The sequence below is a fragment of the Barnesiella sp. WM24 genome, from assembly GCF_004570975.1.
GTDB lineage: Bacteria > Bacteroidota > Bacteroidia > Bacteroidales > Muribaculaceae > Muribaculum.
Genome location: NZ_SPPC01000003.1, coordinates 114,526 through 135,355 on the forward strand (window position 1 = coordinate 114,526; position 20,830 = coordinate 135,355).

Below are 20,830 nucleotides of genomic sequence, written 5' to 3' on the forward strand. Positions count from 1 at the left end.
TTTAGTGGATAAATAGAGATACTGCCCCGTAGGGAGACCTTCGGCGATTACGACTTTGGAGTAATCGCAAGCCCCATGCAATGGCAAGGCGGTTTATGCTGCAAAATGAGTTTCATGCAGCGTAAACCATACCTTGCAATGCACGTTTGTGCATCCTGTTCGATAGAAAAATCTTTGCCGGGATAATGACATCACTCCAGACAGTGAAAACATATCTTCAATGTAGTGCTTTCACCATATAATCAGTCCGACCCATGACTGATTTGTATCAGGAGCGTCATAATTGAAGGTCAGAAATGCTATTTTCAGGCATCCGTGGGGAGCATCCACTTTGTGAAAATAATAACTGCATACTCGGTAAATTGTTCACTGTAAAATACTGACATGCACGGATATGAACTATTTATGACTATGGATGAAAATCGAGATTGAAAATTAAACTTTTCTCAGACAGACAATGTTTCAAAACCGTGTTCACAAGACTGGATGTCTGTCTGATTTAATGATTGGACATACAACAGAATGTTCGGTCATTCTTCGGTTCAAACATTAAGTTGAGCAATGGTTCAGACGTTCAGCTGTTCAACGGTTCAAGCGTTCAGACGTTCAGTTGAACACAGGTTCAGACGTTCAGGCGTTCAGTTGTTCAGACGTTCAACTGTTCAGACGTTCAGACGGATTAACAGTTTATCAATCGAACGTATGATAATTCAATCAGTCAATCGTATGAATGAACAATCGTTCAAATGACCGCTCATGAACTACTTTTGGCTATGGATGACAATCTGAATCAAAATCTCAACTTTTTCGCAAACGGCTATGTTTCCCTAACAAACGCCCATCAAGCGAACTACGCAAGTAAATAAGATGTTTGACGAGATTATAAGAGCCGCATTTTGGTGTATGGTATGGCGGTTCTGAGACTCTCGAAAATTTAATTGAAAGCGATTACTTTTGCTACATCATTCTACTGTTACGTTCTTCGACCCAAGCGTGACGATGATGAGCCTGTCTGTCGGCAATCTTAGTCAGAAGACACCCAATGGCATCGGCCCTGCTGATCATCATTTTTTCACCCTCAAATTTTACTGAATGAGCGACACCGTATTCGTCGCCTTTGCTTCCCAGAAGGGAGGCTCTGGCAAATCGACGCTGACGGCACTCGCGGCAAGCTACCTCTATTACCTTGACGGGGTGGATGTGCTTGTCATGGACTGTGACCCTCGTCAGCATACCCAAAAGGATTACAGAGATAACGATAAACGCGTTACCAAGGAGAATCCTGCCATAAACAAAACATTCAACAATTTCTACAAGAAGTTCAACAAACGTCCCTATAAGATAATCTATTCTACACCGGGTGCTGCTGTTGAAGATGCGGAAGAATATGTGAAACAGAATCCTGAGATCAAAGTGGTGCTCTTTGACATCACGGGTACAATCAATGACCTTGAGATTATCAATCTCATATCTTCGATGCACTATCTGCTGGTTCCCATTTCTCCCGATACCGGTGACCTGAAAAGCTCTCTACGCTTTGCGGTCAATGTCAAAGAACGTATGATAGACTCAGGCGACACGTCTATCAGAGATATGAAATTGGTCTGGAACAGGGTTCCCGGAAGGCAGAAGACTAAAATCTGTGAACTGATTGACAACTACCTGTCCGAGTTCAAACTGTCATCACTGAATACGGTCATGACATATGCGACCAAGTATTTCAAGGATGGAGGTACAGCCGGTGCATCGCCGACAGTTTTCCGTTCCACTCTGCTTCCGCCTGATAGACGATTGCTCAAAGACAGCAATCTCCCTGAGCTGATTAAGGAAATTCGTGAAGTAATCAAAATCTAAAAACTATGCTCAAGGATGAAAAGCCAAAATTTGATCCCCAGAAGTTTCTCGATGACTACGAGGACAACCTTTCTCCGAGTATCGGCAGCAAGAAGGAGCAACAGGGTGAGGCTTCCAAGGTCAGTACTCCGGAGGAGACATCGGCCGACACAAGCGTGTCCACTGTCGAAGAGAGAACTTCCGGCGTCAAAAAAGGAAGTCGGAGAAGAAACAAACCTGCTATAGTCTCGCCTTTGAATGACAAGGAGGCAGATTATATAGAAACCTTCCTCGTTGACAATGTCGATGTAGGTTTCGGAAGATCCGGGAAACAAGTACCGATAGATGTGGAATATCATTCACTAATCACGATACTTCGCGCTCTGCATGGTAATAATGTGACCATCGGAGGCATAATCAACAATATGCTGAAGGAACATTTTGACCTGCATGAAGCCGAGATAACCGGGCTTCTGAACAAGAACACTAAACTGAATAACCGCTAAATTCCCCAAAAGAACAAGAACATGAACAATCCAAGATTCTGCGACTTGAACGCCTGTGGTGTAAAGGTCGCCCAAGAGGTCGAAACCGGCCGACCCATAGATAAAGATATTGCCGTCTATCGCGACAAATATCTCGCTCCTTACACAGTGGGGGCAAGAAAAGGCATCTTCGTACCGCGGGAGTTGGTCGATAAACTGGCGAAGACCGTTTCGCTTTTCGGCAACCCTGACCTCACAATAGGTGCTTTCGTGACAAATATCCTGATTACTCATCTCGTGGCCAATCGCGATGTCATCAATGAGCTGACTGAGCGCGGGGCAAAAACAGTTCTTGTATGAGTCCCTCGATATACGCCTACATATTCTATGGCTCGCTCGTGATAATGCCGATACTTCTCTTTCTCATCTTCTTTGTACTTGACAGATGTCGGGTGTGGAGTAAGAAAACCGCAAAAGATGTGGCAGAGATTAAAAAACATTTTACGTATGGCGACGTAAAGAGACTTTTGTCAGGTATATCTGAGCGTCTTGCTGATTTTAATGACAAGATTGCTCCCGACTTTCAGAAGGTTCTCATGTGTGAAATCCAAAAGGCTGTCAAGGAATGTCTGAAAGGGAACTTTGAAAAGGGCTATAAGGATATTGAGTTTTTGGAGCCGGTTGACGATTTACAGACTCAGTCTGAGAATCAAGAACTCAAGCCGTTTAATCTGAATGATTACCTTGCACGAATGTCCGATGTAGAAAGCAAACCAATCGGATTTCAGGATTTGGATGAAGCATTCCAAGTGGCATTCGATGAAGGCAATGTTGAAGAAGTCAGAGAAGTAAGCAACGATAAGGTTGCGGATTACTCCGACAAATTCCTGAAACGTCCCGGCATCTGTCTCAATAACGTCGGTGTCAAGCGCATCTCAATTCCGCCTGAGTTGTGGCACACCATCCACTCACTGGCGTATGCCAATGCCAGCGGTAGCCAGAACATTGAGCCACTTTCTATAAGTGCTGTCGCTTTCAATATCATCAATGACCACTTCAATTCTCATTCAGAGGAAATAAACATTCTTGCTGAATGGGGAACTGAAAAAATTCTCAGAGGATATGACAGGTATTGAAATATTCTTCTGTGGCGGATTTATGGTGATTGCCATTTTCTGCTTGCTGTTCCTGACCGGAATAATCAAACCTGTCTCTCAAAAGCCAAGTGAAGAAACAGTTGATAAGTTACCGACAAAAGAAGAAACAGCATCCGACAAAACTCACGTGGTAGCTCCCAGCAAATTCAATGTCGATGAGTTTATGGCTCAGATTTCATCGGAAGTTATTTCCGATGTCCGGAAGGAACTTCCAAAGATATTGAAGGAAGCAATTGGAGAAGTCAAAATCTCGGATATTAAATTTGAAGAAGGTTATGAAGATGACTCAGACCCGGATGATGATTTTGTTCCCAGAAAATTCAAGGCTCTGAATACAGATGAAACAGATGACGCATTCAACACTGATCTACGCAACATTGATGATACGCCTCCTTCCGAACCTATTGCGACCGGGACCTCGATAGATGAATTGGAAAAGGCTATGGATGTTGCTATGGACAACAAATCATCTGATGAAGAACTGGCAGAGGCAGGTAAGGTCATCCAGCCTTTTACTGTGACAAAACTTTTCGATGCCATCACCACTAATGAGGAGATTGACCGTCGGATAGAACTATGTCTGACACTCGCGCTTCGAGCGGAATTGTCAATGAAACTCAAACCTGCCAAGGGTGACTCACATAACGATAAGAAGAAAGAGCCGTCCACGGCTTCGGCTCAACAGACTACACAAGTCAAGGTTGAGCCGGAAAGGTCTGAAAAACAATCAGGATATGATTTCAATAAATTGAATTCCGATGATTTTGACCTCGATGAGTTTGTAGGATAATTCCCTCCATCCACTGAATCCATGTCTCTCTGAGACTCCACTAAATCCCACGTCCGAAAGGGCAAAAAATCCAACCCAATTTCCCAAACCCGAAGTGTGGGCTGCTCCCGTCCGTGGAGCGGTCGGGGGCAACCTATGCTTCAAAAACTGAAACAAAAGCATGAAAAAGACTATCAAGAATCTCAAAAACAAGTATCTCATCTTCAAGTGCCGCCTGATGGTGGCTCTCCTCGCCGGACTTCTCGGCGGACTCCGTGCCGCTGCCGCCGGCAACGGTCTGAGCGGTATCAATGAAGCGACATCGCTTGTGACAGGATATTTCGACCCCGGTACCAAGCTCATCTACGCGATTGGCGCGGTTGTCGGTCTTATCGGCGGTGTCAAGGTCTATTCCAAGTGGTCGAGCGGTGATCCCGACACAACCAAGACAGCCGCCTCGTGGTTCGGTGCGTGTATCTTCCTGATTGTTGCAGCTTCAATTCTCCGCTCATTCTTTCTCTAATGGCTGAATATTCTATCAATAAGGGTATTGGTAGAAGTGTAGAGTACAAGGGTCTGAAGGCGCAGTATCTGTTCATCTTTGCCGGGGGCCTGCTCGCCCTGTTCATGGTGTTCGTCATCATGTATATCGCCGGCCTGTCCCAATGGATCTGCATAGGATTTGGCGTTACTGCCGCCTCAGTCCTTGTCTGGCTCACCTTCCATCTTAATGCCAAGTATGGGCAGTATGGCTTGATGAAACTTGCCGCAGTTAAATACCATCCGCGCTACATCATCAACCGTCTGCGCCTTAACCGAATGATTAAAGGTAGAAAACGATGAGAAATATACTGAAAGCCACAACACTGGAATCCAAGCTGCCACTGCTTGCCGTTGAACACGGCTGCATCATTAGCAAAGACGCTGACATCACTGTCGCCTTTGAAGTCAGCCTGCCGGAACTGTTCACTGTGACATCTGCCGAATATGAAGCCATGCACGGAGCATGGTGCAAAGCAATCAAGGTGCTGCCGCATTATTCGGTGGTGCATAAGCAGGACTGGTTCTGCTCGGAGAAATATCAGCCGGAACTCCATAAGGATGATTTATCCTTTTTGGACAGGAGCTTTGAACGCCACTTCAATGAGCGTCCGTACCTCGCCCATAAGTGCTATCTGTTTCTGACAAAGACAACGAAAGAACGGGCACGTCAGCAGAGCAACTTCTCGACTCTATGCCGTGGGAGAATCACCCCGAAGGAACTCAATCACGAGATGGTTGTCAAGTTCATGGAAAGTGTCGAGCAATTCGAGCGTATAATCAATGACACCGGCTATATCAGGCTGCGTCGCCTATCGGATGATGAACTGGTAGGGACTGAGAAAACTTCCGGGCTTATCGAAAAATATATGTCGCTGACAATGGACGATGTTACCTGTCTGGAAGATATAGACCTCGATGCGCGTCAGATGCGGATTGGCGACAAGATGCTCTGTCTGCACACTCTGTCCGACACTGATGATCTCCCCGCAAAGATCAGTACCGATAACCGTTATGAGCGGTTATCGACAGACCGGAGTGACTGCCGCCTCTCGTTTGCCTCTCCCGTCGGGTTGCTCTTACCTTGCAACCATATTGTCAACCAGTATGTGCTGATTGACGACCACGATGAGAATTTGGCAAAATTTGAGAAGACCGCCCGTAACATGAACTCGTTGAGCCGCTACTCACGCTCAAACGCAATCAACAAGAAGTGGATTGACCGCTATCTCAACGAGGCTCATTCGTATGGTCTGACCTCCGTCCGCTGCCATATTAACATTATGGCGTGGAGTGACGATACCGAGGAACTGCGGCGCATCAAGAATGATGTCGGCGGCCAGTTGGCAACAATGGGTTGTATGCCCCGGCACAACACCATCGACTGCCCGACACTGTTCTGGTCGGCAATGCCAGGTAACGAGGCTGACTTCCCAGCCGAGGAAAGTTTCTATACTTTCACTGAGCCTGCGGTCTGCTTCTTCACTGCTGAGACAAATTATCGCTCCTCACTGTCCCCATTCGGAATAAAGATGGTCGATAGACTGACCGGGAAACCGATACACCTTGACATATCGGATGAGCCGATGAAACGTGGCATCACCACCAACCGCAACAAGTTCATTCTCGGTCCGTCCGGTAGCGGAAAGTCGTTCTTTACCAACCATCTGGTGCGCCAATATTATGAGCAGGGCGCACATATCCTCCTGATTGATACCGGCAATTCATATGAAGGGCTCTGCAATCTTATTCATAATAAGGCACATGGCGATGATGGTGTCTATTACACCTNCACCGAGGACAGCCCGATTTCGTTCAATCCATTCTACACCGATGACGGGGTTTTCGATGTGGAGAAGAAGGACTCGATCAAGACTCTGCTGCTGACACTCTGGAAGTCAGAGGATGACAGAGTGACAAAGACCGAGAGCGGCGAATTGGGTTCGGCGTTGTCGATGTTCCTTGAAAAAATGGCGAAGGACAAAAATATCGTGCCATGCTTCAACTCATTCTATGAGTTTATGCGTGACGAGTATCGCGCTGAAATGGCACAGCGTCCCATCCCCATTTACAAGCAGGATTTCGACATCGACAACTTCCTGACTACACTGCGGCAGTATTACCACGGAGGTAGATTTGACTTTCTATTGAACTCCAAAGAGAATATCGACTTGCTCGGTAAACGCTTCATAGTCTTTGAAATAGACAGCATCAAGGATAACAAAGAACTCTTCCCGGTGGTGACAATCATCATCATGGAGGCTTTCATCAACAAGATGCGAAGACTCAAAGGTATTAGGAAAGTCCTTATCTGTGAGGAGGCTTGGAAGGCTCTTTCTTCGGCGAACATGGCAGAGTATATGAAGTACCTCTATAAGACTGTGCGTAAATACTTTGGCGAGGCTGTTGTGGTCACTCAGGAAGTTGACGACATCATTTCGTCGCCTATTGTCAAGGAGACTATCATCAACAACTCAGACTGTAAAATCTTGCTCGACCAGCGGAAATATATGAACCGCTTTGACCAGATACAGGAGCTGCTCGGTCTGACCGACAAGGAGAAAGCGCAGATACTCAGTATCAATATGGCAAATAGCCCCAACCGGCTCTACAAAGAGGTATGGATCGGGCTGGGCGGAACGCAGTCCGCGGTCTATGCAACTGAGGTGTCACCTGAGGAATACCTGTGCTACACCACCGAGGAAACGGAGAAAATCCAAGTCCTTGATCGCGCCCGTCAGTTCGGAGGTGACATCGAAGCCGCAATAAAACAGCTTGCCAACGAAAAGAGAGAGAAATAATGTATGAAAGTGAAATCCTTTCCATTCAGACTGGCGGCAGGTATTGGCGCATTGTGCGTCCGCCTCCTGCTTTCCGCGCTATGGCTCATATCAGCCATGACAAGAATAATTGTGGGCATGGCTCACAGAATCAGATAAAGACCACAAAATCCAAACAAAAAATGAAACAACTGAAATTTCTATTTCCCCTCATTGCCCTGTGCCTCCTGTTAGGCACAGGCAGGGTAAACGCCCAATGGACGGTCATCGACCCGTCCAACATCGCTCAAAGTATCGTAAACTCTTCAAAGTCACTCGTTCAGGAATCGCAGACAGCAACCCACATGGTCAAGTCGTTTCAGGAAACGGTGAAAATCTACCAACAGGCGAAGAAGTATTACGACGCTCTCCAGTCGGTCAACAATCTCGTCCGCGATGCCCGAAAGGTGCAGCAGACAGTCCTGATGCTCGGTGACATATCCGGCTACTACGTCAATAACTTCAAGAAGATGCTGACCGATCCCAACTTCACAAGTGCGGAGCTGTCGGCAATCGCCTCCGGCTACACCCGGCTGCTTGAAGAAGCCAACGGGGTGCTGGGTGACTTGAAACAGGTCGTAAATATCTCAACGTTAAGCATGACCGACAAAGACCGTATGGATGTTGTCGATGACTGCTACAAGGAGATGAAAAGGCTGAAGAACCTTACCGCCTACTATACAAATAAGAATATCAGCGTGTCATATCTCAGAGCCAAGAAGAAGGCGGACTCCCAGAGGGTTGTCAACCTCTATGGCGACGGCTCTGAAAAATACTGGTGATGCCTATGTTGTGCGCTATTGATTTTTCAAACCTCCACACCATACTCCGGTCGCTCTATGACGAGATGATGCCTTTGTGCAGCGATATGGCAGGTGTGGCTCAGGGTATCGCCGGGTTGGGTGCGCTGTTCTATGTCGCCTACCGTGTATGGCAGTCGCTGGCAAATGCTTCGCCGATAGATGTGTTCCCGCTGTTGCGCCCGTTCGTGATTGGCTTCTGTATAATGTTCTTCCCGACAGTAGTTCTGGGTACCATCAACTCGGTGATGTCGCCCATAGTTCAGGGTACAGCTTCAATGCTTGAAGGGCAGACGCTCGACATGAAGAAGTACCGCGAGGAGAAAGACCTATTGGAGTATGAGGCTATGATGCGTGACCCGTCAACCGCCTATTTAGTCGATGACGCAGAGTTTGATCGTCAGATAGACGAACTCGGAGTGACAGAAGTAGGCACAGCCGCCGGAATGTATATAGAGCGTGGAATGTATAAGGTCAAGAAAGCAATCCAGAATTTCTTTCGTGAACTGCTGGAGATGCTCTTTCAGGCGGCGTCGCTCACAATCGACACAATCCGCACTTTCTTCCTGATTGTGCTTGCAATACTGGGGCCGATTTCATTTGCCCTCTCGGTGTGGGACGGTTTCCACAACACACTGGTGCAATGGATATGCCGATACATACAGACCTACCTGTGGCTGCCGGTGGCAGACCTGTTTTCGTCAATCCTTGCGAAAATACAGGTGCTGATGTTGCAGAACGACATTTCGGAACTGACCAACAATCCGAATGTTGACATTGACGGCTCAAACACAGCTTATTGCCTGTTTATGATTATCGGCATAATCGGGTACTTTACAATCCCCACCGTGGCAGGCTGGATTATTCAGGCCGGAGGCATGGGAAGCTACAACCGCAATGTCAACAACGCCGCCATGACCGGAGGCTCATGGGCCGGAAGCATCGCAGGTGGCGTAGCAGGTAACGTGGCAGGTAGAGCCGGGAAACTTCTAAAGTAGAATCATTATGGAATTTAAGTCATTAAAAAACATCGAAACCTCTTTTCGGCAGATAAGGCTGTTCGGCATCGTCATGGTATCGCTATGCGCCTTCATCGCAATCGGATCGGTGGTGCTGTCGCTGAATTTTGCCGAAAAGCAGCGGGAGAAAATCTATGTCCTCGATAACGGCAAGTCCCTGATGCTTGCCTTGTCTCAGGACATGGCGCAGAACCGCCCGGCGGAGGCACGTGAACACGTGCGACGCTTCCATGAACTGTTCTTCACTCTGTCGCCCGACAAGTCGGCGATTGAACACAACATCAACCGCGCCATGTCACTGGCCGACAAGAGTGCGTATAACTACTACTCCGATTATGTCGAGAAGGGTTACTACAACCGCATCATCGCCGGAAACATCACTCAGGTCTTGCAGGTGGACAGCATAGTCGCTGACTTCAACGACTATCCCTACAACGTAAGAACCTACGCCAGGCAGATGATTATACGTCAGAGCAATGTGACAGAGCGCAGCCTGATTACCCAATGTCGGCTTGTCAACACCTCTCGCTCTGACGACAACCCCAACGGCTTCATGATCGAGGGTCTGACGATTTTAGAAAACAAAGATTTGATAACCACAAAACGTACTTTATCCCAATGAGTATAAAACAGAAAATTCAAAACTTCGTGTCACCTTTATATAATAAGGTGTGGCACGGCCCGAAAGGGAAAATCAGAGAGCGACTGAAAAAAGTCTGTGACGATATGCCCCACAAACAACGCCTGACGGTAGTGATCGTGCTGCTAACGGCTTTCATCCTGATTGCCTTCTTCGTTTTCGGTCACGCTTGCTACAAGATGGGCGCCGGACACGCCCGGCAGGCTATCGAGATTGAGCACATTCAGCAACTGGAATTATCCACTAATGTCTCCGACTATGAAACTGCTCGATGACCTCAAAGCGAAGCTCACGCCCAAGACCCCGGCAGAACGTGAGCGCATGAAAAGACTGGCGGTATATACGCTGCTCACACTTTCATGTCTCGTATGTATATGGCTTATATTCGCTCCAAGCGACGAGGATGACACCGTAAAGGGCAAAGCCAACACTGAACTGCCCGACGGCACAACCGAGGGGATGCCAAAGACCAAGATTGCCGCCTATGAACAGGAGGATATGCAGAAGGAGAAGGCGCAGAGTGACAGCACAATCAATGCCGTTACTCTCCAGCTCGACATCGTGACCGCTCCAGCGGAACCCGCAGTTCTTGACGAAATCCAGAACTCGGCAAATGCCTACCAGCAGGCTCAGGCTTCATTGCAGGATTTCTATGTGCCGGATTACAACGAGCCGGAGCAGGTCGCCGAGTTGCAGGCGAGAATTGACGAGCTGGAGATGCAGAACGCTATGGCTCAGCAACAGACCCAACAGCCCGATGAGATGGAACTTCTCGAAAGGTCGTACCAGCTTGCGGCGCAATATATGGGCAATGGCAACGGCAATTATCAGACTCCGCCTCAGTCCGACGAAAAAGGAAAACGGAATGTGCAGCCGGTACAGAATGTGACGCACAATGTGGTATCGACATTGTGTGCCGCCACTAACGAGCGAGGCTTCAACACCTCGGTCGGCATGAAACGGTCGGTCGGCAAAAATACGATTGCCGCCGTCATAGCCGGAAACCAGTCCGTCACCAACGGGCAGTCAGTAAAACTGAGAACCACCGAACCGATGTGGATAGGCAACAGGCTTATACCCCGGAACACTACTGTGGTGGGAGTCGCACGATTGCAGGATGAGCGTCTTGAGATTGAGATTACCTCGGTTGAGACTAACGGTTCGATCTACGAGGTGGAACTGAAAGTCTATGACTCCGACGGTCAGGAGGGTATCAATATCCCCAACTCAATGGAGTCGGATGCCCTTCACGAAATCGGTGCCAACATGGGCAGTACGATGGGCAGTTCAATCAATATCTCCACCGATGCAGGTGCGCAGATAGCCTCCGATGTGGGTCGCGGTCTCATCAACGGCGTAAGCCAGTATCTCACAAAGAAGATGCGCACTGTCAAGGTGCATCTTAAATCCGGGTACAGGGTAATGCTTTACCAGCCCGAAAACAATTAAAAACCACAAAATCCAACGTAAATTTTTATGAAACTGAAAACATTTATTCTCTCAGCCATCGCCGTTTTCGGCATGGCAACCCCGGCTTTTGCCAAGACAAACAAAGTAAATAACACCAAAAACAACGTGTCTTCTGACACTGAACAGGTCGCTAAACATGACATGAACGTGTACGGAGTCAACTACACCGACAGCGACAAGTTCGACGGTCTGACCCGAAAGGTCGGTTTCGACAGGATGATTCCGCCCCACGCTCTGGAGGTCTGCTACAATAAGACTACCCATATCATCTTCCCGGCTGAAATCACCTATGTCGATTTAGGCAACGAGAACCTTGTGGCAGGTCTCGCTGACGGTGCAAAGAATGTGCTTCGTGTCAAATCGGCTTTCAAGTCGTTCAAGCAGGAGACCAACCTGTCGGTAATCACCGATGATGGATCATACTACACCTTCAACGTCAAATTTGCGAAAGAGCCTCTGCTTCTGAGCATTGAGATGACAGATTTTCTCCATGACGGCGAGGCTGTCAATCGCCCTAACAACGCTCAGGAGATATATCTCGAAAAATTGGGCAGTGAGTCCCCGATGCTTGTAAAACTGATTATGAAGTCAATCTACAAGCAGAACAAGCGCGAAATCAAGCATATCGGATCAAAACGTTTCGGGGTGCAGTTCCTCCTGAAATCCATCTATGCCAACAACGGGCTTCTTTATTTCCACACCGAACTGAAAAACACATCAAACATTCCTTTCGATGTCGATTATGTGAGCTTCAAGATTGCGGATAAGAAGGTTATCAAGCGTACCGCAATGCAGGAGCAGGTACTTGAACCGCTCCGCGCCCAGAATTATGTGACGGTGGTACATGGCAAGCAGTCGGAGCGCACGGTGTTCGCTCTGGAGAAATTCACCATTCCCGACGATAAGCAGCTTGTCATCGAAATTGCCGAAAAGGAAGGCGGCAGACACCAGTCTTTCGTGGTCGAGAACGAGGATATTGTGAGAGCCAACGTAATTGACGAATTAAGCATACAGTAATCTATGAAAAAAGCGATAATGATAATCGCTGCCATGCTCACCCTCTTCGGAGGGCTGGCAATGGGTCAGCGATGCCTCCCCGGAATGTCAGCGTTAGAAATCAAGGCTGACATGGCAGACGGATTTTATACCGGCAACTCCCGTAACTGCGGTTACTCTTTCGGTGTGTTCTATTCCGTTTATAAGGGTCGTGCCAATACTTGGAGCTTCGGCGGCGAGTATCTCCAGACCTACAAGCCCTACGGCGCTAAAGGTCGTATCCCGGTAGCGCAGTTTACAGGCGAGGTCGGCTACAATCTCCATCTGTTGAGCGACTACTCGCAGACCTTCCACCTCTACGGCGGCATGTCGGCTCTCGGTGGTTACGAAACAGTGAATTGGGGCAAGCGTATACTTTCCGACGGCTCGACGCTCCATGACGGCGACAACTTTATCTATGGCGGTGCGCTCAATTTGCAGGCGGAGTTTTATCTCTCGGATAAAGTCGCCATGACCGCCAATGTCAAAGGCCGGTTCACTTTCGGAAGCGATGTTCAGATATACCATACCACCTATGGCGTCGGTGTCAAATTCATAATCGAATAGCCTATGAGATACACAAAGAATGACATCAGGAATATCCCGCTGACAGAGTTCATGGCGGCTCTTGGCGAAAAACCTGTCAAGGCTTTTGGGGACATGAAACTCTACTATGCCCCGCAGCGTGACGACCCGGAGCCGATGTTAGCGGTAGATACCAACACCAACCGATGGTATGACCATGCCACTGACCAGAGTGGCGACATCATCGACCTTGCAGCCTTGAAGATGAACCCCAACCTCTATATGGATCCTCGTGACTTCATCCTGAAGTATATGAACGACTATGAGCAGGGCAAGGAACTATCGGCAATGGCTCGTCGCTCGAATGAGCCAACGGTAATCGGCATTGACATAAAGAAGGTGAAACTCATTGACTTTATGAAGGCTCTCGGTCAGGAATATCCGGTGGCTGTAGACGGCAATCTCCGCATCTACAACGCTCCATACGATAACAACCCCAGTCCGACAATGGTAATCAACACTGAGACAAACCTTTGGCGAGATACTAAGTCCGGTGCATACGGCGGAATCTACGACCTCGCATACGAGCTTACCGGCTCGTGCAATATGTCGGAGTTGAACCGATATATAGCCTCTGAAATGTCGGCTTTGGAGAAGTTCAAAGAGAAAGAGCAGAAGGTGGAACCGCCCAAACAGGAGCAGAAGCCTGACAAACCTAAACGGAAGATGCGCCTATGAACATCGACGAAATCCGTAAAATCTCGCTTGTCGAGTTTCTCAATCAGTTGGGTTATCAGCCGACCGGACGCGACAGCAAAGGTCTGTGGTTTTACTCCCCATGTCGAAGTGAGCGAAAACCGTCGCTCCATGTCAATCCACGAAAGGGGGTATGGTTCGATTTTGGGAGCGGAGCCGGAGGCGACATCTTCACTCTTGCAGGAGAACTGTGCAACTCCACCGATTTCATCAGACAGGCAGAGTACATCGCCCAAAAGATGCAGATGCCTATTGCAAAACCATACAAGCCTGAGCCGTTCATCGAGCAGCCGACCTTTGAGGACGTAAGAGTTTCAAAACTGGAATCACCGGCATTGCTGAAATATCTCGCCGACAGAGGCATTCCCCGAAATATCGCCCAGCGATGGTGTGTGCAGGTCGATTACAGACTTCACGGCAAAGACTATTATGCCATCGGCTTCGAGAACAACGCACATGGATTTGAGTTGCGCTCGTCTTTCTTCAAAGGGTCGTATCCGCCCAAGCACATAACCCACATCGAAGATGGTAACGCCCGATGTAACGTGTTTGAAGGCTTCATCGACTTCCTTTCAGCGGAACGCCTCGGACTGAATGACGGTTCCGACTCGGTTGTTCTCAACTCCGTTGCCAATGTCGGCAAAGCCCTGACAATCCTCCCGGACTATTCAGTAATCGCCGGTTACCTCGACAACGACGAGGCAGGGCGAGCCGCCCTCGCAAGACTCCGCAGAGAGTTGGGCGACAAGGTAATGGATAAGTCCGCCCTCTATCCCGATTACAAGGATCTCAACGAGCACCTTGTGGCTACCCAACCAAAAATTTCAAATTACTCAAAATTAAAACTCTGAAAAACAATGAATACAATACTTAAGAAAATCGGCGAAATCCGCCTTACTCCCGCCCGCTTCTTCGGATTCTGGGCAATCCTCTTTACTCTCGTCCTCGCACTGACCTCCTGCTCCGACGACCTCGATGTGCAGCAGTCCTATCCGTTCACAGTGGAAGTCATGCCATACGGTGACAAAATCACCAAGGGGCAGACCGTCGAACTACGCTTTGAGATCAAGCCCGAAGGGAACTATGCCAATACCCTCTACACCATCAGATACTTCCAGTATGACGGCGAAGGCACTCTCAAACTCGTTGACGGTCCCGTACTGGTCAATAACGACCGAGTGCTTCTCGAAAGCAAAACCTTCCGCCTCAACTACACCGCCAATTCATCCGAGGCCCACAAATTCCTCGTGGTCGTGGAAGATTCGTTCAATTCTACCCCGTGGCAGCAGACCTTCGAGTTCAACAGTAAAGACAGCGGCGACGATGACAGTGGAAAAACTCCCGGCATCATCAGCCCCGTCAATCCCGGAACCATAACACCCATTGGCTTATGAAGAAACTTCTGATATTCCTCATGGCGTTAGTGAGCCTCGTGGTCACTACGCCAACCTTCGCCGCTAAGCGAAGCATAATGGATTTACCTCCATACGAAAGAGCAGTTCTAATCATCAAGCACCACGAGACCATGCACGACTCCCGAAAACATTGGCCATACCTCGGCTACGGTCACAGAAAACTCCCCGGCGAGAAATACTTCCGAGGCTACAAGATGAGCGAACGCGAGGCTGACGCCCTCCTCCGCAAAGACCTCAACAAGTTCATCGCCCTCTTCAGTGACCTCAATCCCTCCGACGCCCTCCTTATGGGAGTCCTATCATACAACATAGGCCCCGGCGCCGTCAAAAAATCAACCGTCTACCGCAAACTAAAATCCGGCAACCGCGACATCTACAAGTCCTACATCTCCCACTGCCGCTACAAAGGCAAATGGCACAAAGGACTTCACACCCGCCGCTGCCAAGAGTTTACTGCATTATTTGCTCGTTAAGTTGCTGCATATCAGGCCCACTTAAAATATATTTATTTTGAGTGGGCTTTTGCCGTTTACCTTATCTGTCCGTTGGTATTATCTATTGTAACGACTAAAAACTACACCCAGTTATGAATAAACTAATTTCAGTTATTGTCACCCTCATGGCGACCTTTAATACCTTCGCTATCGATCCAGTAGGAGCAAGGATTGACCGAGAGGAAGGTATGGACATTCCAACTCCAATCTTGGTTATCATGCTTATTATCGCAACTATTGGTTGTTTTGCAATGGGTTTGTCAAAGGATAAGGATGGGAAACGAGATTCCTCGGATATGATATGGCTCGGCCTTCTTGGTCTCGGAGGTCTCGTCTTTGTCTTCAGTCATATATCGTGAGATACGTAAAATAGTAAGCAACAGCCTCTACGAGTAAAATTATATAGCCATTGTTTATGTGTGCTTGGCATTTTTTTTGTAACTTTGCATTTGCGGTGCGTTCATTACGTGAACGTAAAGCAGACATTCGGAAAAATGAGCGTCAAGCACTCGGTTATCTGATACTGAAAATCTGGACAATTTTCGACTCTACGCAGATGACAAGCAATGGCGCTCACGCTGATGTGTATATACCGGTTCTACGAACTGTCATATATGCCAAAAGCGTGAGCTTTTTACTTGTTACTCGTAGATGGGCAGTCCAGAGCCTCAGTATGGTAGCATTGTTTGAAGTTCACGCTTCTTTTGTAGACATATTGATAATTAACCAACCAGTAATCACAAGATTATATGAACCGATTATTACTTTCAGCCCTACTGCTTATTGTCAGCTCGGTGGCAGCTTTCGCTCAAGCGGAATGGGAATCAGCAATTCCCAGCGGTTTGGCCTGGAAAGCCGAGCCGAGACTAACGACCTTCTCGACCACGCTTTCGGGACTCCGCACATCGAACCTGACAACAGAGTCTTATGACAACAAGAAGAACAAAAAGGTCGGGTACCTCTCCACCTATCTCACTCAGCAAATTCCTCTCGACCGCCCTTGTGAGATAAGTTTCATTGTTCGTAATACCAACAACTATGTGACCGGTCCTAAAACTCACGTTACCCACACAAAGAAAAAGGTGAAGGGCGGACGTGTCGTGGCAAACATTGCCCAATCACTGCTGCTATTCCCGATTGGCCTCGGTTCTTGGTTGTGGAATCCGGCTCGTGAAACCGTACAATACGGATACACGGATGATTCTCCCTCTCAAGTATATTGGGGCTATACAATCACTGTTAAATCAACAAAAGGTTCATCGACAACATATTTCAAGCGATTTTGCCATTCCGATGGATACGCAGTCGACGAATTAAGCTCAGACAACAACAATTGGCGTAGAGCCTACGGAGCCTCTGGAACAGAAAATCTGAAACTTGTTTTTGACAAGGACAAAACGCTCAAACTGTATTCTGGAAGTGACCTTCTGAAAACATTTCCTGATGCTGCGGCTATTACCTATCTCGGACTTGATGCAGGCTGTAATGCGAAATTGGAGACATCAAACTTCTCCATGCAAAAGACAACCAATTACGGTACGGCAAAACCCATGATGGAAGAAGCTGTTGCCATGATACAACAGGAAAACTATTATGGCGCATCGAAGCTTCTTACCGAAGTAATGGACAAGGTGGGATACAGGGACTTCAATACATATTACATGAAAGGCTATTGCCAGATGGCTCAGAACAATCTACGCACCGCTATAGACGAACTGACCAAAGCTATAAACCTCCCATCCTCAACAGCTTCAGAACGGGAAGGAGCATATTATCTTCGGGGCTATTGCAAGGCGCAGCTCGAAGACATAGATTGCGTAAATGACATGCGCAAGGCTGGTGAGGACGGCAGGACATGGCTGAAGGAAATGCAACTGGAAGATTTCTATCCAAACCAGAATGTGATAAGGGAGACCTCCGTTCCGACCCAATCGAATAGTCGTCCTAAAAGAGCGCTCAACACTTCAAAGAAACCTCCATTGAGAAAATAAGTTATGAAACACTATGCCTCTATCATCCCCATATTAATTGGGTTGATACTCGTATGCGGGTGCTCCAACTCACTTCAAAACATTATAGAAGAGACAAAAGAGGCCACCGTCACCATCTATACATTCGATGAATATGGTTCTCCCTCCGGTGAAGGCTCCGGCTTCTTTATTGATGACAAAGGGACTTGCCTCACCAACTACCATGTCCTTGATGGTGCTACCAAGGCTATCCTTAAAACATCGGAAGGGTTTGAATTTGAGATTGACTCCGTTCTGATTTCCAACAAGAAAAAGGATATAGTCAAGTTTAACATCAAGAATCCTGACAAGAAACGGTTTGCTTACCTCCGTTTTGCCAACTCGGAGCTGAAACAAGGAGATAAAGTCTACAACGTCAGCTCGCCTGTCGGGCTGGAGCAGACTGTTTCAGACGGCATCATATCGGCATTGCGAAGCGACTCACATGGGGATATAGTGCAGATAACCGCGCCCATATCTCCGGGTAGTAGTGGCAGTGCCATCGTAGATGAGAACGGAGATGTTATAGCCGTTGCCACCTTCCTCCATCGTGGCGGTCAGAACCTCAACTTTGGCGTAAAAATGTCTGACGAAATATTGGCTCTGATTAAAGATAATGAGTTCAGCAAAAAGAATCCGAAGTTCAACAAGAAAGCAGACTTCGTTATTGTAAACGTCCCGGCTTCCAACGCCCCACATGTGCGTCTGAACGCAATAGAATTTAAGCCGGACGCGACCATAGCTTATTTGTCCTACTCCAACCTGGATATGACCCGTAATCCTGCACAGGTGTCATTTCAGACCGAGGACAAGACAAAATCATATGCCTTGATTGACGTTGCAAATGATAAGAACTATGCCATGACCTCCTTCTCGACCGCCGACCATGAGGATGAGACTTTGATAGTTCCACTTGCCTCAACGACCCAATTCCGGATGGTCTTCCCGGCCATACGCAACAATGCAGACCTGACTGATCTTGAAATCAAACCTCAGGGAGATGCAGTCGGCTGGAAATTTGAAGGGGTGAATATTGCAGATGCCCGTGCTGCGCTCCACTATGACATGGAGACATATCAGAAAAACTATGCGTACGTCATGATGAGAGAGGGTGAACTTGACTATGCTCAGGAACTTTTCACTCAGATTCTCGAAGAAACTCCTGATGACGAGGATGCACTCAATGCCATGGGTATATTATCCTATGTGCAGGGCAACTTGAAAGATGCACTGACCTACTTCAATGAGGCCATTGAGAACCATCCGTCAAGCGAGACATCCTACAACAATCGAGCAAAATATTATGCCGATAAGGGTGATTTGAAGAAGGCCAAAGCAGACCTCACAAAGAGCATCGGCATCAATGAATCGGGTGAAAACTATCTCAACCGTGCCGAAGTCAACATGGGACTGGAAGATGTCGAAGCTGCTCGTGCCGACCTTACCAGGGCATTGGAAAAAGGCGGGTTGATTGAAGACCCCTATACCTACTACAAACGAGCTTGCTGTGCCATATATCTCCGAGACTACCGTCAAGCCAACGAAGACATTCGCATGGCTTATAAGCTCAATCGCGACCCCGACTTCGATAAACACCTTCAAGAACTCTACAACGCGATACCTTAGTCATAACAGTACACAAGATCCTGAAAAACGACGGGGAGATTAACATCCTGTTGATTGCTACTAATGTTCATAAAGCCAGCTCAAGGCCATAAGTGTCTTGGACTGGCTTTGTTTTGTTTTGAAGTGTCGCATAAAATCACTAAATTTGCATTAGTTTATTCTTTTGATGTTGTTATGGCGGATTTAAATAGATTAAAAGTGGTTCTTGCGGAAGAGAAAAGAACCAGTGTATGGTTGGCTGAACAATTAGGAGTCAATCGCACAACTGTGTCTAAATGGTGCACAAACACTAACCAGCCGGATTTGAATACCTTAGCTAAAATAGCGGAACTACTCTGCGTTGATATATCACATCTTCTTAATAAGACCTTGATAAAGGATTGATATAATGGCTATAACAGAAGATGCTCTTATCAGATATGGTGTTCTTGACGGCTGTCTGAGGCGACCCGGTCAGGGATATTCCATTGATGAACTTACTGATGCCTGCAACAGGAAGCTTCAATATACTACCGGCAGTTCAGTCAGTAAGGTGCAGGTGCGAAAGGACCTTGACAGAATGAGATCTCTCTATGATGCTCCCATAGATGATAAATCATTCGTTGGACATACAAAGTACTTCCGTTATACAGATCGGAACTTTTCCATCAATAATATGCCTTTTAGCGACGTGGAAATTCAGCAGACTCGTTCTGCATTACAAGCCCTCGGTCGATTGAAGGGAATGCCTCAATTTGCATGGATAAACGAGCTCCTGACCAAGCTGGAAGACCGAATGTTTTTAGTACATGAAAATTCAGGAGCTACAGCTATCGGTTTTGACGAGAACCCACGCCTTGAAGGATTGGACTGGATTTCTCCTTTGTATGAGGCAATTGTTAATAAGAGGCCACTGCATATTAAATATAAACCACACGGGAAATCAGAAATAGAATGGGACATTCATCCATATTACCTGAAACAGTATAACGGACGTTGGTGGGCGTTGGGTAAAAACAATGATTACCCTGAGGGTAAGCCTACTTCCATCCCAGTAGATAGAATCATTGAAATTGCAGAGGCTTCTTCTGACATATCATTTATTGAAAATGACGGGCCTGATTTTGACACCTATTTCAAAGATGTTGTCGGTGTCACTGTCCCCAACATGAATCCGATTGACATTGACATAAGACTCATCCCGGGTAGATTTCCATTTGTAAAGTCCAAACCGCTGCATACATCTCAGCAGATTATAGATGAGGAAGCAGGAATAATCCGGCTTCACATAATTCCAAATCCTGAACTATATTCGCTGCTTTCTTCGTTCGGGAAGGACTTGGAAGTATTGTCGCCTAAACAAGTACGTCTCCAAATGAAGCTGATTTCTGAAGGAATGGCAAAATTTTATGAAAGATTATAGTCGCAGTATAATCTTTGGTCGTAATTTTGCAACGTA

The 20,830-nt window shown here is 47.3% G+C and carries 22 protein-coding genes and 1 pseudogene; all 23 read left to right on the top strand.

What is annotated here, in order from left to right:
* The first annotated feature begins 1,092 nt into the window (after nucleotides 1-1,092).
* The 23 genes and pseudogenes from E4T81_RS03730 to E4T81_RS03840 all read left to right on the top strand — a co-directional run bounded on the left by E4T81_RS03730 (nucleotide 1,093) and on the right by E4T81_RS03840 (nucleotide 20,794).
* Nucleotides 1,093-1,854: a ParA family protein gene (locus E4T81_RS03730; protein ID WP_135041546.1), complete on the top strand. Its 762-nt coding sequence runs from the start codon at nucleotides 1,093-1,095 to the stop codon at nucleotides 1,852-1,854.
* A gap of 5 nt (nucleotides 1,855-1,859) precedes the next feature.
* Nucleotides 1,860-2,339: a DUF3408 domain-containing protein gene (locus E4T81_RS03735; protein WP_135041548.1), complete on the top strand. Its 480-nt coding sequence runs from the start codon at nucleotides 1,860-1,862 to the stop codon at nucleotides 2,337-2,339.
* A gap of 21 nt (nucleotides 2,340-2,360) precedes the next feature.
* Nucleotides 2,361-2,678, top strand: coding sequence for a DUF3408 domain-containing protein (locus E4T81_RS03740; RefSeq protein ID WP_135041550.1), 318 nt, complete (start codon nucleotides 2,361-2,363; stop codon nucleotides 2,676-2,678).
* Nucleotides 2,675-3,454 (top strand): hypothetical protein, encoded by a 780-nt coding sequence (locus E4T81_RS03745; protein WP_135041552.1) that lies wholly within the window; start codon nucleotides 2,675-2,677, stop codon nucleotides 3,452-3,454. Before E4T81_RS03740 ends, E4T81_RS03745 begins: the two co-directional genes overlap by 4 nt.
* Nucleotides 3,441-4,265, top strand: a complete 825-nt coding sequence (locus tag E4T81_RS03750; RefSeq protein WP_135041554.1) for a hypothetical protein — start codon at nucleotides 3,441-3,443, stop codon at nucleotides 4,263-4,265. Before E4T81_RS03745 ends, E4T81_RS03750 begins: the two co-directional genes overlap by 14 nt.
* A gap of 217 nt (nucleotides 4,266-4,482) precedes the next feature.
* Nucleotides 4,483-4,767, top strand: a complete 285-nt coding sequence (locus E4T81_RS03755) for a DUF4134 domain-containing protein (protein WP_245207008.1) — start codon at nucleotides 4,483-4,485, stop codon at nucleotides 4,765-4,767.
* A complete protein-coding gene (locus tag E4T81_RS03760) occupies nucleotides 4,767-5,087 on the top strand; it encodes a DUF4133 domain-containing protein (RefSeq protein WP_135041558.1) in 321 nt (106 codons plus the stop codon). Before E4T81_RS03755 ends, E4T81_RS03760 begins: the two co-directional genes overlap by 1 nt.
* Nucleotides 5,084-7,585, top strand: a complete 2,502-nt coding sequence (locus E4T81_RS03765; RefSeq protein WP_135041560.1) for a TraG family conjugative transposon ATPase — start codon at nucleotides 5,084-5,086, stop codon at nucleotides 7,583-7,585. The genes E4T81_RS03760 and E4T81_RS03765 overlap by 4 nt, the downstream gene beginning before the upstream one ends.
* A gap of 161 nt (nucleotides 7,586-7,746) precedes the next feature.
* A complete protein-coding gene (locus E4T81_RS03770) occupies nucleotides 7,747-8,385 on the top strand; it encodes a DUF4141 domain-containing protein (RefSeq protein ID WP_135041893.1) in 639 nt (212 codons plus the stop codon).
* 17 nt (nucleotides 8,386-8,402) lie between these two features.
* The gene (gene traJ / locus E4T81_RS03775; RefSeq protein ID WP_135041896.1) at nucleotides 8,403-9,401 is read left to right on the top strand and encodes a conjugative transposon protein TraJ; all 999 of its coding nucleotides are present in this window, start codon (nucleotides 8,403-8,405) and stop codon (nucleotides 9,399-9,401) included.
* 7 nt (nucleotides 9,402-9,408) lie between these two features.
* Nucleotides 9,409-10,044: a conjugative transposon protein TraK gene (gene traK, locus E4T81_RS03780; protein WP_135041562.1), complete on the top strand. Its 636-nt coding sequence runs from the start codon at nucleotides 9,409-9,411 to the stop codon at nucleotides 10,042-10,044.
* A 26-nt stretch (nucleotides 10,045-10,070) separates the two neighbouring features.
* Nucleotides 10,071-10,337, top strand: a complete 267-nt coding sequence (locus E4T81_RS03785) for a TraL conjugative transposon family protein (RefSeq protein ID WP_167761643.1) — start codon at nucleotides 10,071-10,073, stop codon at nucleotides 10,335-10,337.
* Nucleotides 10,321-11,511 (top strand): conjugative transposon protein TraM, encoded by a 1,191-nt coding sequence (gene traM / locus E4T81_RS03790; protein ID WP_209308151.1) that lies wholly within the window; start codon nucleotides 10,321-10,323, stop codon nucleotides 11,509-11,511. The genes E4T81_RS03785 and traM overlap by 17 nt, the downstream gene beginning before the upstream one ends.
* A 195-nt stretch (nucleotides 11,512-11,706) precedes the next feature.
* Nucleotides 11,707-12,549 (top strand): annotated as a pseudogene (gene traN / locus E4T81_RS03795) (conjugative transposon protein TraN); the annotation flags it as partial.
* Between the two features lie 3 nt (nucleotides 12,550-12,552).
* Nucleotides 12,553-13,134: a conjugal transfer protein TraO gene (locus E4T81_RS03800; RefSeq protein WP_135041570.1), complete on the top strand. Its 582-nt coding sequence runs from the start codon at nucleotides 12,553-12,555 to the stop codon at nucleotides 13,132-13,134.
* 3 nt (nucleotides 13,135-13,137) lie between these two features.
* Nucleotides 13,138-13,830 (top strand): hypothetical protein, encoded by a 693-nt coding sequence (locus E4T81_RS03805; protein ID WP_135041572.1) that lies wholly within the window; start codon nucleotides 13,138-13,140, stop codon nucleotides 13,828-13,830.
* Nucleotides 13,827-14,699, top strand: coding sequence for a toprim domain-containing protein (locus tag E4T81_RS03810; RefSeq protein WP_135041574.1), 873 nt, complete (start codon nucleotides 13,827-13,829; stop codon nucleotides 14,697-14,699). Before E4T81_RS03805 ends, E4T81_RS03810 begins: the two co-directional genes overlap by 4 nt.
* Nucleotides 14,700-14,705: 6 nt before the next feature.
* Nucleotides 14,706-15,242, top strand: coding sequence for a DUF3872 domain-containing protein (locus E4T81_RS03815; protein WP_135041576.1), 537 nt, complete (start codon nucleotides 14,706-14,708; stop codon nucleotides 15,240-15,242).
* The gene (locus E4T81_RS03820) at nucleotides 15,239-15,736 is read left to right on the top strand and encodes a glycoside hydrolase family protein (RefSeq protein ID WP_135041578.1); all 498 of its coding nucleotides are present in this window, start codon (nucleotides 15,239-15,241) and stop codon (nucleotides 15,734-15,736) included. The genes E4T81_RS03815 and E4T81_RS03820 overlap by 4 nt, the downstream gene beginning before the upstream one ends.
* Nucleotides 15,737-16,506: 770 nt before the next feature.
* Nucleotides 16,507-17,748, top strand: coding sequence for a hypothetical protein (locus tag E4T81_RS03825; RefSeq protein ID WP_135041580.1), 1,242 nt, complete (start codon nucleotides 16,507-16,509; stop codon nucleotides 17,746-17,748).
* Nucleotides 17,749-17,751: 3 nt separating this feature from the next.
* Entirely contained in the window at nucleotides 17,752-19,392 is a 1,641-nt protein-coding gene (locus E4T81_RS03830) for a trypsin-like peptidase domain-containing protein (RefSeq protein ID WP_135041582.1), read from the top strand.
* A 63-nt stretch (nucleotides 19,393-19,455) separates the two neighbouring features.
* The gene (locus E4T81_RS03835) at nucleotides 19,456-19,776 is read left to right on the top strand and encodes a helix-turn-helix transcriptional regulator (protein ID WP_371683032.1); all 321 of its coding nucleotides are present in this window, start codon (nucleotides 19,456-19,458) and stop codon (nucleotides 19,774-19,776) included.
* A 4-nt stretch (nucleotides 19,777-19,780) separates the two neighbouring features.
* On the top strand, nucleotides 19,781-20,794 hold the full coding sequence (locus E4T81_RS03840; protein WP_135041584.1) for a YafY family protein: 1,014 nt from the start codon (nucleotides 19,781-19,783) through the stop codon (nucleotides 20,792-20,794).
* The last annotated feature ends 36 nt before the right edge of the window (nucleotides 20,795-20,830 follow it).

What these genes read in the sequence shown, in the direction of transcription:
- E4T81_RS03750 (WP_135041554.1), top strand. Translation starts at nt 3,441, where the DNA reads ATGACAGGTATTGAAATATTCTTCTGTGGCGGATTTATGGTGATTGCC.
- E4T81_RS03805 (WP_135041572.1), top strand. Translation starts at nt 13,138, where the DNA reads ATGAGATACACAAAGAATGACATCAGGAATATCCCGCTGACAGAGTTC.
- E4T81_RS03810 (WP_135041574.1), top strand. Translation starts at nt 13,827, where the DNA reads ATGAACATCGACGAAATCCGTAAAATCTCGCTTGTCGAGTTTCTCAAT.
- E4T81_RS03830 (WP_135041582.1), top strand. Translation starts at nt 17,752, where the DNA reads ATGAAACACTATGCCTCTATCATCCCCATATTAATTGGGTTGATACTC.
- E4T81_RS03815 (WP_135041576.1), top strand. Translation starts at nt 14,706, where the DNA reads ATGAATACAATACTTAAGAAAATCGGCGAAATCCGCCTTACTCCCGCC.
- E4T81_RS03770 (WP_135041893.1), top strand. Translation starts at nt 7,747, where the DNA reads ATGAAACAACTGAAATTTCTATTTCCCCTCATTGCCCTGTGCCTCCTG.
- E4T81_RS03835 (WP_371683032.1), top strand. Translation starts at nt 19,456, where the DNA reads ATGTTCATAAAGCCAGCTCAAGGCCATAAGTGTCTTGGACTGGCTTTG.
- E4T81_RS03755 (WP_245207008.1), top strand. Translation starts at nt 4,483, where the DNA reads ATGGTGGCTCTCCTCGCCGGACTTCTCGGCGGACTCCGTGCCGCTGCC.
- E4T81_RS03825 (WP_135041580.1), top strand. Translation starts at nt 16,507, where the DNA reads ATGAACCGATTATTACTTTCAGCCCTACTGCTTATTGTCAGCTCGGTG.
- traM (WP_209308151.1), top strand. Translation starts at nt 10,321, where the DNA reads ATGAAACTGCTCGATGACCTCAAAGCGAAGCTCACGCCCAAGACCCCG.
- E4T81_RS03740 (WP_135041550.1), top strand. Translation starts at nt 2,361, where the DNA reads ATGAACAATCCAAGATTCTGCGACTTGAACGCCTGTGGTGTAAAGGTC.
- E4T81_RS03820 (WP_135041578.1), top strand. Translation starts at nt 15,239, where the DNA reads ATGAAGAAACTTCTGATATTCCTCATGGCGTTAGTGAGCCTCGTGGTC.
- E4T81_RS03840 (WP_135041584.1), top strand. Translation starts at nt 19,781, where the DNA reads ATGGCTATAACAGAAGATGCTCTTATCAGATATGGTGTTCTTGACGGC.
- E4T81_RS03745 (WP_135041552.1), top strand. Translation starts at nt 2,675, where the DNA reads ATGAGTCCCTCGATATACGCCTACATATTCTATGGCTCGCTCGTGATA.
- E4T81_RS03735 (WP_135041548.1), top strand. Translation starts at nt 1,860, where the DNA reads ATGCTCAAGGATGAAAAGCCAAAATTTGATCCCCAGAAGTTTCTCGAT.
- E4T81_RS03800 (WP_135041570.1), top strand. Translation starts at nt 12,553, where the DNA reads ATGAAAAAAGCGATAATGATAATCGCTGCCATGCTCACCCTCTTCGGA.
- traK (WP_135041562.1), top strand. Translation starts at nt 9,409, where the DNA reads ATGGAATTTAAGTCATTAAAAAACATCGAAACCTCTTTTCGGCAGATA.
- E4T81_RS03730 (WP_135041546.1), top strand. Translation starts at nt 1,093, where the DNA reads ATGAGCGACACCGTATTCGTCGCCTTTGCTTCCCAGAAGGGAGGCTCT.
- E4T81_RS03760 (WP_135041558.1), top strand. Translation starts at nt 4,767, where the DNA reads ATGGCTGAATATTCTATCAATAAGGGTATTGGTAGAAGTGTAGAGTAC.